Origin of the sequence: Streptomyces sp. NPDC050535 (assembly GCF_044457665.1) — a bacterium.
Classification (GTDB): domain Bacteria; phylum Actinomycetota; class Actinomycetes; order Streptomycetales; family Streptomycetaceae; genus Streptomyces.
Genome location: NZ_JBITHE010000022.1, coordinates 11,946 through 25,840, shown reverse-complemented (window position 1 = coordinate 25,840; position 13,895 = coordinate 11,946). Strand labels below are relative to the sequence as shown.

Here is a 13,895-nt window from a genome sequence, read left to right as displayed (position 1 = left end):
CCGCCAGGGCGTCCAGTCGCCGAGGTACTCCTCGCGGGTCGCGAACACGGCCTGCTGGTCTGTGAGTTGGGGGCGGTTGGCCGGGACGCTGATCTCGGCACCGGGTCCTGTGTTGCGGTACTCGGCGAAGCGCTGGCTCTGCCACGGGTAGGTGTCCGACATGTTGGTGTAGGGCGCCACCGCGTCGATGCCGGCGCCGAGCCGGGAGTCCCGGACGGTCAGCATGGGCCGGGCGGTGGTGTCCGAGCCCGGCACCCAGGGGCGGGCCAGCTTGTAGTGGCCGTCCGGGGCCTCGCTGGTGACGCGGCTCCGGGTGACCAGGTAGCCGCGCGGGTTGGCGACGGCGGTGGACGGCGCGAAGACGAAGCCGTACGGGGCGCCGGCCAGGTCCGTACGGTTCAGGGTGTGGAAGTTGCAGTCCTCGTACACGGCGGTGGCCCGGCCGAAGACGAAGTCGACGTCGCCCTCGACGTAGCAGTGCGCGAAGTACTGGCGGGCGATCGTGCCGAGCGCCAGGGAGTCGGCGTACAGCGTGTCCTGGTGCCCGAGGAACCGGCAGTGCGTGAAGGCCGAGCGGTCGCCCTGCACCTTGATGGCGACGGCCTGCGTGCCGGTGATCTCCGGGTGGTCGGCGCGCAGCCAGTCGTTGGCGAAGGTGATCCAGCGGGCGGTGAAGCCGTCGGCCTGCACGGTCGTGGTCGCGGAGCCGGTCGTGCCGTAGGTGCCGCCGCCGGGCTTGGGGGTGCCGTTGGCGTTGTCGTACACGATGACGACCGCGCGGGGGTCCTCGGAGGCGCCGATCCAGGTCATCTCCGTGCGGTCGGCGCCGACTGCGACGGTCTCGCGGTAGGTGCCGGGCGCGATGACGAGCGTACGGCCGGCGCCGGTCGAGGCGGTCACGGCGGCCTGCACGGTGGTGTGGTCGCCGAGGCCGCCCGGGTGGACGTACAGGGTCTGTCCGGTGAGTCGCGCGGACGGCGAACCGTAACGCCCGAAGGGGGCGCGGTCGTTGGCGCGGGCGGCGGGGGCCGCGAGCCCGAGAGCCAGCGCGGCCCCGGTGCTCGCGACGATGAACGTCCTTCTGTCGATCCCGGGTTCGGCCATGGTCAGCAGATCTCTCCGGCGCCCGCACGGTGGTCGACGACGCCCGGAACGGCCCGCGGCGAGTCGACCTTCGTGCGCAGGGTGGGTGTCCAGCCGGCGCCGGACTGGAGGGTCTCGGCCGGGATCTCCGCGTTGTGCACGGCGATCAGGTCGATGGGTGCGCCGTTGACGTAGTTCTTCCGGGCGGTGAGCGGGGCCTCGCTCCACTTCTTCAGGGTCTTGGCCGGGCTGATGCCGTCCGGCAGCGAGAAGGCGTTCTTCTCGGCGTAGAGCTGGGAGGAGACGCCGACGCCGAATGAGTACGAGTACGACTGGCCCTCGCCGACCACGAAGTGGTTGTTGTAGACGTCGACCTGCCCGAAGCGGACGCGTGGCGCACGCTCCACGATGCCGTCGAAGAGGTTGTGGTGCAGCGTGACCTTGAGCTTGCCGGCGTCGGTGGAGGCGGCGCTGTCGCTGTTGCCGATCAGCAGGGTCTTGTCGTGGTCCTGGAAGGAATTCCAGGACGCTGTCACGTAGTTGGCGCCGCGCACGACGTCGAGGAGGCCGTCGTGCTGCTGGTAGACCTCGCCGAAGTACGTCGGCAGTGTGCTGTCGGGGTAGCGGCCGTCGGTGAGGGTGTTGTGGTCGATCCAGACATGGTTGGAGCCGTAGACGACGACCGCGTCGTACTCCGAGTTCCAGGCGCCGGTCTCGGTGTCGGTGGGGTCCCACTGCGGGAAGCAGTCGAGGGGCGCCTCGATGGTCAGGTTGCGGACGATGACGTTGTCGACGCCCTTGATCTGGAGGCTGCCGCCTCTGATTCCGGCGTTCTCGCCGATTCCGATGATGGTGGTGTTGGCGGGGACGTCGGCCTTGATGATCTTGTTTTGGTTGGCGGCGGAGGCCGCGCGCAGTCCCTCGGGGCTGTCGGCGGGCTCGCCGGAGAGGTCGGTGTCCAGGCCCCAGCTCTCCGGGGAGTACTTCTCCAGGTAGGCGGCGAAGTCGTATCCCGGTGCATGGAAGGCCGCGCAGCCCTCGGCGACCGGGTCGATGGTGCCCTTGACCTTGATGATCCTCGGCGCCGTGCCGCCGACGGCCAGCACGGCCTTGAACTCGGCCCAGGTGGCGACGGTGTACACGCTGCCGGCGACGGCGGCCGAACCGCCGGTGGTGCCGGCGCCTTCCGAGGCCCAGCCGTCACCGGCGGCGAGGGTCTGCCGGCCGGGGTCGCGGGTGTGGGCCTGGGCGGTGGTGCCGGTGAGGGCCAGCACCAGGGCGGTGCAGCCCACGAGCGATCCCATGACGCGTGCATGACACATCTGTGTGCTCATCGTGCGGCGTGTGCTCATGGTGCGGCTCTCTTTCCAGCGGGTCGGGAGGCGGGTTCCTGCGTCGGGTAGCGGGTCCGGCGTCGGGTAGCGCGTTCGGCGTCGGGTAGCGCGTTCGGACGGTGGGTGGCGGGGTCAGGCTCGAGTAGCGGTGCGTGGCGGGGTCAGGCGGTGGGCCAGGTGATCCACGACTCGGGGATCACCTCGCCGAGACGGCGTACGTCCCGGGGCGCGAGCACCCTCCGGCGCAGCAGCCCTGCCGCGACGAGCCGGGCCACGGCGATCGCGCCGGGCGGGTTGAAGTGCGTGTTGTCCTGCTCGGTCGCGGTCCAGTTGAAGTACCTCTTCGTCTCCTCGACGCCGAGCCGCTGCCACAGGGCGAGCGACAGGGCCTGGATGTCGAGCAGCGCGACCCGCTCGTCCGCGGCGAGGGCGCGCATCGACGCCGGGTAGTCGCCGTGGGTCGGCACGGCGTTGCCGTCCGCGTCGAACTTCCTGCGCTCCACGGAGGTGGCCAGGACCGGGCGGGCGCCCCGGGCCCGCGCGCCGTCCAGGTAGAGACGGAGGTGGTCCTGGTACGTCGTCCAGGGCTCGGTGTACCGGACGGGGTCGGCGCTCTTCTCGTCGTTGTGCCCGAACTGGACGAGCAGGAGGTCGCCGGGCCTGATGACTCCGAGGATCGCGTCGAGGCGGCCCTCGTCGACAAAGCTCTTCGAACTCCGCCCGTTCACCGCGTGGTTGGCGACCACGATGCCCTCACGGAGGAAGAAGGGGAGGGCCATGCCCCAGCCCGTCTCGGGGGCGGCGTCGGCGTATTTCTGGGCGGCGGTGGAGTCACCGGCGATGTAGAGGGTGCGACGGTTCGGGCGTGCCGACGCGGGGGATTCCGGGGCGACGGTGAGGGGAACGGCGGCAAGGGCTGCGGTGGTGATTTGTCTGCGGCTGAGGGACACGACGCTGTGCCTTTCAACAGGGGGTGCGATTCAAGGGGCGCGGGGAAATGCGCGACCAGCCACAGCCGGTCCGCGGCCGGAAGACAACCGTTCGGACCACGGACCGACCCACGGCCTTACGAAGTTCAGCCCTGCTGCTGCTTCCACTCGGCCTGCGCCGTGTTGAGCTGCTCGGCCACCGTGTCCAGGAACTCCTTCGCCGACATCTTCCCGAGCAGCACCTTCTGGAAGTTCGGCTCGTTGTCGGCCTTGGAGATGGTGTTCCAGTCCGGCAGGTAGTACGGCAGCTGCACAATCTTGGTGCTGCCACTGCTCAGCGCCTCGGCCGCGAGCTTCGTCGGCTCGGCCTCGCCGATCCACGGATCCTGCGCGGCCTCGGTGTTGGCGGGAATCGCGCCCGCCGACTCGTTCCACTTGCTGTTGGACTCGTGCGAGGCGGCGAACTCGATGAACTTCCAGGCCGCCGTCTTGTTCTTGCTGGACTTGAACAGGGCGAGTCCGTCGACGGGGTTGGAGACCTGGACGCGCGTGCCGTCGTCCGTGGTCGGGTTCGCCAGCCCCCGGAACTTGTCCGTGCCCAGCGCCTTCACATGGTCCTGGTAAGAGCCCAGGTTGTGGTTCAGCATGCCGATCGTGCCGCTGTCCCACTGCGCGACCATCTTGGTGAAGTCGTTGTTGACGTCCGCCTCGGGGGTGTCCTTCTTGTAGAGCGCGGCGTACTTCTCCAACGCGGCAACGTTCTTAGGGTCGTTGACCGTGGTCTTGTCGCCGCTCCAGAACTCGGTGATCCCGGTCTGGCCGTACATCGCGTCCAGGGCCTGGGCGATGGAGCCCGCGCCGCCGCGAATGGTGTAGCCGAACTCGTTCTTGTCGCGGTCGGTCAGCTTGTCCGCGGCCTCGTAGAACTTGCTCCAGGTGGTGGGCGCGTCCAGGCCCGCCGCCTCGAACAGGTCGGTGCGGTAGTACAGCACGCCGTTGCTGGCCGAGGTGGGGATCGTGAACAGCTTCTCCTGGCCGCCCGCGGCGGTCACCGACTCGACCATGCCCTCGTTCAGCTTGCCGTCGAGCGAGCTCTTCGCCAGGCGCGCGTCGAGCGGGTCGAGGGCGTTCTGCGCGGCGATCCCGGCGAGCATCGCCGCGCCGACCCCGCCGACGTCCGGCAGGCCGCCGCCCTGGATGGAGGTGTCGTACTTGGACTGGACGCTCTCGGCGGGCACCCCGACGTAGTTGACCTTGATGTCGGGGTACTTCTTCTCGAAGTCCTTGATGATCTCCATCCAGATGTCACGGCGGACGGCCGTGTTGTTGTCCCAGAAGGTGATCTCGCCCTTGCCCGAGCCCTCGTCGCCCTTGTCGCCGCCGGCACCGCTGCCGTCGTCACCGCAGGCGGTGGCGGTCAGCGCGAGCACGGCGCCCACCGCGACGGCCGCGGCCGCACGTCGCGCGCCTCGGCTGCCACTTCGCGTAGTGATCTTCATTGATCGGCTCTCTTCTTCTGGATCCAACGGGGTTGCGTGATCTGGCAAGCGCTTGCTACGGAGGTGCGTCATTGCGGCTCCCAACAGGCTTACGAGTGAGGTGACTTCAGGTGCGGGCGGAGATCCGGAACCGCGTGAACGTGGCCGCGCCGGCGGGGCCACTGCCGGCGGGTGCGAGCGCGAAGAGCCCGAGCAGGGCGCCGACCCAGCGCCAGGGGGTGGCGGCGAAGACCTGGCCCGAGGGCTGCCGGCCGCCGCCGACGTCGTAGGAGAAACGGCAGCGGGCACCCGCGCCGATCTCGATCCAGAGCCGCGCCCGTCCTTCGGGCGCCTCGACCGGACGGGCCGCGTCCCGTTCGCTCCCCCACTGCCCTGTAGGCGTGGGAGATGCCCCCGTGGCCACGGACTCCGCGAACCGGTGCACGAGCAGTACCGATCCGCCCTCCTGCCGCTCGAGTCCGATCCAGCTGAACGCGTCCCCGAGCACGGCGAGTCCGGCGCCCGCTCCCACGCCCTCGCCGCCGAGCGAGAGTTCGACCTCGACGGTGGCGGCGATCCCGGGCAGCCGCTGGGTGAGCACGTTCGGCAGCTTTCGCAGATCGTGCGCGTCGGCCGACCGTACGCAGGTGAGCCGCAGTCCGTCCCCGGAGTGCTGGGTGGCCCAGCCGTCCTGCGGGTTGGCGGTCCACTGCCACTGACGTCCGAACCGGCCGCCGGGGAAGTCGTCGTCCACGGCGGGCGCGGACGGCGGCTGGGCGGGCAGTTCCGGCTTCCTGTGTACGGCGACGGGGGTGCCCTCGTCGCCCAGTACGGGCCAGCCGTCCGTGCCCCAGCGCATCGGCTGGAGGTGGACGACCCTGCCGTACGGGCCGCGCTGCTGGAAGTGCGCGAACCAGTCCTCGCCGTGCCGGGTGCGCACCCAGCCGCCCTGGTGGGGGCCGTTGACCTCGGTGGAGCCCTGTTCGAGGACGACCCGCTCCTCGTACGGCCCGAAGAAGTCGCGCGAGCGGAAGGCGCCCTGCCAGCCGGTCTCCACTCCCCCGGCGGGGGCGAAGATCCAGAACCAGCCGTCGTGCCGGTAGAGCTTGGGCCCTTCGAGGGTGAACCAGCCGGGCAGCCGGTCGGCGTCGACGATCACCTTGCCGTCGTCGAGCAGTCCCGTGCCGTCGGGCCGCATACGGTGGCCGGTGAGCCGGTTCTTGATCCCGGACCGGGACCTGGCCCAGGCGTGCACGAGGTACGCCTCGCCGGTCTCCGCGTCCCACAGCGGGCAGGCGTCGATGAGTCCCCTGCCCGGCTTGACGAGATGCGGCCGGGTCCAAGGGCCCCGGATCTCGGGGGCGTTGACCTGGAAGACGCCCTGGTCGGGATCGCCCCAGAAGATCCAGAAGCGGTCCTCGTGGTGCCGCAGGGACGGCGCCCACACCCCGCAGTCGTGCCTCGGCCTCCTGAACTCCCGCGCGGGTTCAAGGCGTTGCAGGGCGTGTCCGACGAGCGTCCAGTTGACCAGGTCACGGGAGTGCAGCAGCGGCAGGCCCGGGACGCGGCCGAAGCTGGAGGCGGTGAGGTAGAAGTCGTCGCCGACCCGCAGCAGGTCGGGATCGGACCAGTCGGCGTCGAGGACGGGGTTGCGGTAGGTTCCGTCGCCCAGGTCGGAGGAGGCCAGCGCCATCACGGGCTCACCGCTTTCCGTACGAGCGCGGCGGCCTCGGCCCGTCCGAGGCGGCCGTCGGCGACGACGGTGACGACCCGCCGTACGACCGTCCCGCCCGGCGCGACCGGCAGCCGTTCGCCGTGCGCGAGGGAGGAGCCGACGCCCGGGTACTCGGCGGTGCGCACGAACCACGGGTCGCGACGGGTCTGTTCGGTGGCCCCGGCGAAGACGAGGGTCCAGGTGGCGCCCGCGAGCGCGAGCCAGTCGGCGCGGCTGCCGTGGACCGCGTCCTCGCCCTCGGCACCGGCGGTGAAGACGAGCGGGGCCTCGGCCTCCTTGCGGGCACGCCAGAAGAAGCCCCCGTAGGCCGCGCCGGGCCGCCCGTTCGTGGCGGGGCTGCCGAAGGACAGCGCGCCGGAAGTCGTGTTCGTCAGCGAGAAGGTGAAGTCCAACGCCCAAGCGGTGTCGGTGAGTTCGGTGGCCGCGACCGTACGCCGTTCGCGCAGCAGCTCGCCGCCCGCCGCCACCCAGCGCAGCTCCGCCACGAAACCGTCGGGGTCCCGCAACTGGAAGCTCGTGTGCCGCTGGGCGCCGTGGTTGTCGAGCTCGGTCGGCCCCTGCTCACGTACATAGGTGCGCCCGCCCCAGAAGTTGTGCCCCTCGACGTCGGGAACGGCCACACCGACGCCGAGGTGATGGAGGTGGTCGGCGGGGCTGAGCTCGGTGACAGCCGTGCCGGCCAGGGTGGTGACGGGGTGCAGATACGGGCGCGGCGAGAGGCGGGGCGAGAGCTCGGGCCGGGTGACGTAGCGGCCGACCGGGCGCTCCCCTATGCGCAGGACCAGCGAGTCGTTGCTGTTCGACGTGTTCAACGCGTGCTCACCTCGTTCGGGAGCGCCCAGGAGGCGCCCAGTTCGGAGTAGAGGGCGAGGTTCTCGGCGGCGGCGGTCACGAGCGCGTCGATGCCGTGGACGACCCGGCGGTTCTCACCGGGGACCGGGTCCCAGGCGTCCCTGGGGAGCGCGGCCGGGTCCGGCGCCAGGCGGATCGCCTCGACGACCCTCATGAACGCGCCCGTCGAGTCGGGCGGTACCAGCAGCTCGGCCCCGTCCGTCAAATGCTCGACGAGGTTCTCCAGCAGGTCCGTCCTGCCGTACTCGATCTCCTGCGGGCCGCGCCCGGACCGCTGCACCAGCACGCGGTCCTGCTTGTACCAGAAGGTGATCCGCCCGCTGCCGCCGTGCACCAGGACGTACGGCTCGCCGGGCCGCTCGGCGCAGAGGGTGGCGGCGACGGTGATCCGGCCCGTCGCGGTGGTGACGCGCACGCACGAGGTGTCGTCGGACTCGATGTCGTTGGCCCGCAGCAGCTCGGTCTCGATCCGCTCGACCTCCTCGGCGCGGGTGGCGCCGTTCAGCGCGAGCGCGGTGGCGACGGCGTGCGCGAGCGGGTTGGTCAGCACCCCGTCGATCACCTCGGCGCCGTTCAGGCGCCGCCTGCCCGCCCACGGCGCCCGGCGGTAGTACGCCTCGTCCCGCGCCCAGGCCCCGGCCGCGCCGATCCCGAGGACCGGGCCGAGGGTGCCCTCGGCGATCAGCTCCCGGATCGCGGGCACGGCGTGCGATCCGAGAGACTGGAAGCCGATCTGGCAGACGACCCCGGCCGCGGCGACCCCGTCGGCCATCCTGCGGAACTCCGCGTACGACGGCGCGGGCGGCTTCTCGAGGAGCAGGTGTACGCCCCTCGCGGCGGCCGTCAGCGCCAGGTCGGTGTGGGTGGGAATGGGCGTGCAGATCACCGCGATCGCGGCGCCGGTGGAGTCGAGGAGAGCCCCGAAGTCGGCTGACTGCTGCGGGAGTTCGTCCAGGCCCAGCTCCTCCTGGGTCAGCGGGGTCAGCTCGCAGATCCCCGCCAGCCGCACGATCCCCTTGTCCTGGAGCCGGCGGATGTTCTCCAGATGCCAGTGGCCGTGACCGCGGGCCCCGGCCAGCACGACCGGCAGCGGAAGCGCCCTGTCGAGCGTGCTCATCCCTTCACCGCCCCCGCGCTGAAGCCCGTGATCAGCCACTTCTGGATGAACGCGAAGACGATGACGACCGGTACGGCGGCGATGATGCCGCCCGCCGCGAGGGCGCCCAGGTCGACGCTGTCGGAGCTCATCAGGGTGTTGAGACCGACGGGGAGGGTCTGCTTGTCCTGGTTGCTGAGGAACATCAGGGCGAACAGGAAGTGGTTCCAGGAGTGCACGAAGGCGAAGGAGCCGACCGCGATCAACCCGGGCCGCAGCAGAGGCAGTACGACGACCCGGAAGGCGCTGAAGCGGTTGCAGCCGTCGACCCAGGCGGCCTCCTCCAGGGAGTACGGCACGTTCCTGATGAAGCCGCTGATCAGGATCATCGACAGCGGGAGCTGGAAGACCGTCTCGGCGATGATGACGCTGCCGAGCGAGTTGAGCATCTGGAGCTCGGCGAAGATCTGGAAGAGGGGCACGAGAAGCAGCGCGCCCGGCACGAACTGGGAGCAGAGCAGCGCCAGCATGAACGCGCGCTTGATCCTGAAGTCGAAGCGGGCCAGGGCGTATCCGCCGGCGAGCGCGACGACCGTGGTCATCACGAGCGTGGCGAGGCCGACGAGGACGCTGTTCTGGAAGTAGGTCCCGAAGCTGCGCTCGGTCCACACCTTGTCGAAGTGCTCGAAGGTCATGGGCCACGGCAGGAGCGAGGTCGAGCCGGGCGGGCGGAGGGCGAAGAGGAGGATCCAGTAGAAGGGGATGAGGGTGAAGAGCAGGTAGATGCCGAGCGGGAGGTAGATCTGCCAGCGCGGGACCTCGTCCCAGGCCCGGCGGTGCTTCCGCGGGCGCTGCGGCTCGGCGGTCAGGGGCGTGGCGACGGGCGCGACCTCGACGGCCTCCTTGGTGATCACTTGTCTCCGCCTCCGAACTTGCTCAGCCGCAGGTAGACGATCGAGCAGAACAGCAGGATCACGAACGCGACGGTGGTCAGGGCGGACGCGTAGCCGAAGTTGTGCGCGTCGACGCTGGTGTTGGCGATGTAGAGCGGCAGGGTGGTCGTCTCGCCCGCCGGCCCGCCGCCGGTCAGGGTGTAGAGCAGGTCGACGTTGTTGAACTCCCACACCGCGCGCAGCAGCGTGGACAGCACGATGGCGTCCTTGAGGTGCGGCAGCGTGATGTGCAGGAACTGCCGGAACCGGCCGGCGCCGTCGACCTCGGCGGCCTCGTACAAGTCCTTGGAGACGGACTGGAGGTCGGCGAGGATCAGGATCGCGAAGAAGGGGACTCCGCGCCACAGATCGGCGACGACCGCGGCCGGGAAGACGGTAGAGGTGTCCGACAGCCAGCTCGTGCCGTAGGTGCCGATGCCGGCGTCGGCGAGGTAACGGGTGATGCCCGTCTGGGAGTTGTAGAGCAGTACCCAGATCGCGGAGGTCAGTACACCGGACACGGCCCACGGCGAGAACACCAGTGCGCGGCCGATGGCGCGGCCCACGAAGGTCTGGTTGACGATCAGCGCGAGGGCGAGGCCGAAGAGGAGTTGCAGCCCGACCTCGACGACGACCCACTTGGCGCTGAAGGTGAGCGTGTCCCAGAACTGCGGGTCGTCGGTGAAGGCGTGCACGAAGTTGTCGAGGCCCGCGTAGCCGTTGCGCCACGGCTTGGTGGGGTTGTAGTTCTGCAGGCTGTAGTAGAAGACGCTGATGACCGGGTAGGCGATGAAGCCCAGCATCAGCAGGGCCGCCGGTGCGATCAGCAGGTACGGGAGCCTGCGGGGCGTCGCTGAGCCACGGCGCCGCCGGGGTGGCGCCGGTGGCTGTTTCGCCACGGCTGCGGCTTGGGCCATGACTGTTCTCCGTTCCTGTGCATGGAAGCGGCCTCGCGGTGAAGCGCTTCACGTACGTCGTTCGACATATCGACCGAGGAAGGTGGGGTTCAGGTTGCCCTCAGCCTGCGTACGGGTCCTGCACCTTGCCCGGCCGGGCCAGAAACGCGAAGTCGCAGCCGGTGTCCGCCTGGGTGATCTGATCGTTGTAGAGCGCTCCGTAGCCGCGCTCGTACCGCTCGGGGGGCGGCGTCCACTCCGCCCCGCGTCGCACAAGCTCCGCGTCGTCCACGTTGAGCCGGAGCGACCGCGCCCCGACGTCGAGGGTGATCGTGTCGCCGGTCCGCACCAGGGCGAGCGGTCCGCCTACGTACGACTCGGGTGCCACGTGCAGCACACAGGTGCCGTAACTCGTGCCGCTCATCCGGGCGTCGGAGATCCGCACCATGTCCCGTACGCCCTGCTTGAGGAGGTGGTCGGGGATGGGCAGCATCCCGTACTCGGGCATGCCGGGACCGCCCTTGGGTCCGGCGTTGCGGAGCACCAGCACGCTGTCCGCCGTGATGCCCAGCTCCGGTTCGTTGATGGTGCGTTGCATGGTCCGGTAGTCGTCGAAGACGACGGCGGGGCCGGTGTGCTTGAGCAGGCGCGGCTCGGCGGCGATGTGCTTGATGACGGCGCCGTCGGGGCAGAGGTTGCCGCGCAGTACCGCCACTCCGCCCTCGTCGGCGACGGGGTTCTCCCTGGTCCGGATGACATCGTCGTTGTGGACCAGGGCGGTTGAGAGCTGCTCGCGCATGCTGTCGTGGGACACCGTCGGCCGGTCCAGGTGCAGCAGGTCGGTGATCCGCGACAGGAACCCGGGGAGGCCGCCCGCGAAGTGGAAGTCCTCCATCAGGTAAGGGCCGCCGCCGGGGCGGACGTTGGCCAGTACCGGAACGGTCCGCGCGATCCGGTCGAAGTCGTCGAGCGTGAGCGTGACACCCGCGCGGCCGGCCATGGCGATCAGATGGATCACGGCGTTGGTCGAACCGCCGAGCCCGAGGACGGTCGTCACGGCGTCCTCGAAGGCCTCCGGGGTGAGGAGCTCGGACAACTTCCGGTCCTCGCGGACGAGTTCGACGATCCGCAGGCCCGAGGCGGCGGCCATCCGGTCGTGCCCGGAGTCGACGGCGGGAATACTGGACGCGCCCGGCACCGTCACCCCCAGCGCCTCCGCCGCGGCGGTCAGCGTGGACGCCGTCCCCATCGTCATGCAGTGCCCCGGCGACCTGGCGAGCCCGCTCTCCAGTTCGGTCATCTCGCAGTCCCCGATGAGACCGGCCCGCTTGTCGTCCCAGTACTTCCACATGTCGGTGCCGGAGCCGAGGACCTCGTTGCGCCAGTGTCCCGGCAGCATGGGCCCGGCGGGCACGAAGACCGCCGGCAGGTCGACGGAGGCGGCCCCCATCAGGAGCGCGGGCGTGGACTTGTCGCAGCCGCCCATCAGCACGGCCCCGTCGACGGGGTAGGACCGCAGCAGTTCCTCGGTCTCCATCGCGAGCAGGTTGCGGTAGAGCATCGGGGTCGGTTTCTGGAAGGTCTCGCTGAGCGTGGAGACCGGGAACTCGAGCGGGAAGCCGCCGGCCTGCCACACCCCGCGCTTGACGGCCTGCGCACGGTCCCGCAGGTGCACATGGCAGGGGTTGATGTCGGACCAGGTGTTGAGGATCGCGATGACCGGCTTGCCCAGGTGCTCCTCGGGCAGATAGCCGAGCTGGCGGGTCCGGGCCCGGTGGCTGAACGAGCGGAGCCCCTCGGTGCCGTACCACTGGTGGCTTCTGAGCTCCTCGGGGCGCTTCATATGGACCACCCCGCGGCGATCTCGGCGACTTCGGCGCGCGCGTCCTCGGGCAGCGGGCTGCTCGGCGCGCGCACGTCGCGGCGGCACAGGCCCAGGGAGGCCAGGGCTTCCTTGACCACGGTCACGTTGTCGGCGGAGGCGTTGGCCGCGCGCAGTTCCTCGAAGCGGCGGATCTGCTCCCAGACCTTCATGGCGGCCGGGTAGTCGCCCGATCGAAGCGCTTCGATCATGTTCAGCGAAACGGACGGGGCGACGTTCACGAGCCCCGAGGTGAAGCCGGTGGCGCCCGCGGAGAAGTACGAGGGCGCGTACGGCTCGGCGAGACCCGCGACCCACACGAACCGTTCGAGTCCCGCGTCCCTGGCGAAGGCGGCGAAGCGGGCGGCGTCCGGCACGGCGTACTTCACGCCGATGACGTTCGGGCAGTCGTCGGCGAGCTCGGCGAGCCGCTCGCCGGGGAGCAGCGGATTGCGGATGTAGGGCACGACTCCCAGTTCGGGCACGGACTCCGCGATCGCCCGGTGGTAGTCGACCCAGCCGCTCTCCGACACATACGGGTGGATGGGCTGATGGACCATCACCATCTGCGCCCCGAGGTCACGTGCGTGCCGTGCGGTGGCCACGGCGGTCGGCACGTCGTGCCCGACTCCGGCCAGGACGACCGCCCGGTCCCCCGACTCCTCGATGGTCAACTCCGTGACGAGCTGCCGCTCCTGGGGTGTGAGGGCGTAGAACTCGCCGGTATTGCCGTTGGGCGTGAGGGTCGTGATCCCTCCGTCGAGCAGTCGGCGCAGCAGGGCCCGGTGGGTGTCGCGGTCGATGGTCCCGTCCTGCGCGAACGGAGTCACGGGGATCGCCACGACCTCGGCGAGCGCCGCCCGCTGGGTCTCGTACGTCGCTGACGCTGTCATGCCTGTCCGTCCTCGCTCGGGCCCTGGGAGAAGGCGGCGTCCTGGCCCTGGGGGAGGTTTCCGACCCGGCCCCGCGGCAGGTTCTCGTCCCGGCCCTGCGGGAGATTCCCGTCCCGGCCCTGCGGGAAGTCCCCTTCTTGGAACTGGGGAAAGGCCCGTCGTACGAACGACGCGATGTGGCCGTGCAGCGCCGCCGCCGCGCCGTCGGCGTCTCCGTCGAGGGCGAGCCGCAGGATCTCCCGGTGCTCGCCGGCCTCGCGTTCCCAGGAGGGATCGGCGGCCCAGGCCACGGCGGAGACCAGCGCGGCCTGGTCCCGCACCTCGTCGAGCATCCGGCCGAGCAGCGGATTGCCGCAGGGCACGTACAGGGCGCGGTGGAACTCCCGGTTGGCCAGGGAGCGTTCGGCGGTGTCGGAGGCCTCGTCGGCACGGGTCAGGGCGTCGCGCGCGGCCTCCAGCGAGGCCTTCCGGCGGACGGCCCGGCGCAGCGCCTCCGGTTCGAGCAGCAGCCGTACGTCGTACACCTCGCGCGCCATGTCCGCGTCCACCATGCGCACCGTGACGCCCTTGTACTGGTTCATCACGACGAGCCCGGTACCGGCCAGGGTCTTGAGCGCCTCGCGCACGGGCGTCTTGGACACCCCGAACTGCGCGGCGAGCTCGGTCTCGACAAGGGCCTGTCCCGGGGTCAACTGCCCGGTGAGGATGCGGTGTTTGATGCCTTCCAGCACGAACTGCGTGCGGGACGGAATCGGCGTGGGCACAGAGGTCATGCGCGCCTCTCGGATCTCTCGGATCTCACATAT

11 protein-coding genes and 1 pseudogene are annotated in these 13,895 nt (G+C 70.3%); all 12 read right to left on the bottom strand.

The features are described from left to right. Nucleotides 1-1,104, bottom strand: a pseudogene (locus ACIBLC_RS34135) (pectinesterase family protein); the annotation flags it as partial. Nucleotides 1,105-1,106: 2 nt separating this feature from the next. Continuing rightward, on the bottom strand, nucleotides 1,107-2,417 hold the full coding sequence (locus ACIBLC_RS34130) for a polysaccharide lyase family 1 protein (RefSeq protein WP_399215361.1): 1,311 nt from the start codon (nucleotides 2,415-2,417) through the stop codon (nucleotides 1,107-1,109). 161 nt (nucleotides 2,418-2,578) lie between these two features. Then, nucleotides 2,579-3,367, bottom strand: a complete 789-nt coding sequence (locus ACIBLC_RS34125; RefSeq protein ID WP_399215251.1) for a rhamnogalacturonan acetylesterase — start codon at nucleotides 3,365-3,367, stop codon at nucleotides 2,579-2,581. A 125-nt stretch (nucleotides 3,368-3,492) separates the two neighbouring features. Continuing rightward, nucleotides 3,493-4,845 (bottom strand): ABC transporter substrate-binding protein, encoded by a 1,353-nt coding sequence (locus ACIBLC_RS34120; RefSeq protein WP_399215250.1) that lies wholly within the window; start codon nucleotides 4,843-4,845, stop codon nucleotides 3,493-3,495. A 106-nt stretch (nucleotides 4,846-4,951) separates the two neighbouring features. Then, entirely contained in the window at nucleotides 4,952-6,517 is a 1,566-nt protein-coding gene (locus ACIBLC_RS34115) for a family 43 glycosylhydrolase (protein ID WP_399215249.1), read from the bottom strand. Then, nucleotides 6,517-7,371 carry a PmoA family protein gene (locus tag ACIBLC_RS34110; RefSeq protein WP_399215248.1) on the bottom strand — a complete coding sequence of 285 codons (855 nt, stop codon included), beginning with the start codon at nucleotides 7,369-7,371 and terminating at the stop codon, nucleotides 6,517-6,519. The genes ACIBLC_RS34115 and ACIBLC_RS34110 overlap by 1 nt, the downstream gene beginning before the upstream one ends. Next, nucleotides 7,368-8,528, bottom strand: coding sequence for a Gfo/Idh/MocA family protein (locus ACIBLC_RS34105; RefSeq protein ID WP_399215247.1), 1,161 nt, complete (start codon nucleotides 8,526-8,528; stop codon nucleotides 7,368-7,370). The genes ACIBLC_RS34110 and ACIBLC_RS34105 overlap by 4 nt, the downstream gene beginning before the upstream one ends. Continuing rightward, entirely contained in the window at nucleotides 8,525-9,421 is an 897-nt protein-coding gene (locus ACIBLC_RS34100) for a carbohydrate ABC transporter permease (RefSeq protein ID WP_399215246.1), read from the bottom strand. Before ACIBLC_RS34100 ends, ACIBLC_RS34105 begins: the two co-directional genes overlap by 4 nt. Next, entirely contained in the window at nucleotides 9,418-10,356 is a 939-nt protein-coding gene (locus tag ACIBLC_RS34095) for a carbohydrate ABC transporter permease (RefSeq protein ID WP_399215245.1), read from the bottom strand. The genes ACIBLC_RS34100 and ACIBLC_RS34095 overlap by 4 nt, the downstream gene beginning before the upstream one ends. Before the next feature lie 100 nt (nucleotides 10,357-10,456). Beyond that, nucleotides 10,457-12,178: an L-arabinonate dehydratase gene (araD, locus tag ACIBLC_RS34090; RefSeq protein WP_399215244.1), complete on the bottom strand. Its 1,722-nt coding sequence runs from the start codon at nucleotides 12,176-12,178 to the stop codon at nucleotides 10,457-10,459. Beyond that, nucleotides 12,175-13,089 carry a dihydrodipicolinate synthase family protein gene (locus ACIBLC_RS34085; RefSeq protein WP_399215242.1) on the bottom strand — a complete coding sequence of 305 codons (915 nt, stop codon included), beginning with the start codon at nucleotides 13,087-13,089 and terminating at the stop codon, nucleotides 12,175-12,177. The genes araD and ACIBLC_RS34085 overlap by 4 nt, the downstream gene beginning before the upstream one ends. Continuing rightward, on the bottom strand, nucleotides 13,086-13,862 hold the full coding sequence (locus ACIBLC_RS34080) for a GntR family transcriptional regulator (protein ID WP_399215241.1): 777 nt from the start codon (nucleotides 13,860-13,862) through the stop codon (nucleotides 13,086-13,088). The genes ACIBLC_RS34085 and ACIBLC_RS34080 overlap by 4 nt, the downstream gene beginning before the upstream one ends. Nucleotides 13,863-13,895: the final 33 nt, after the last annotated feature.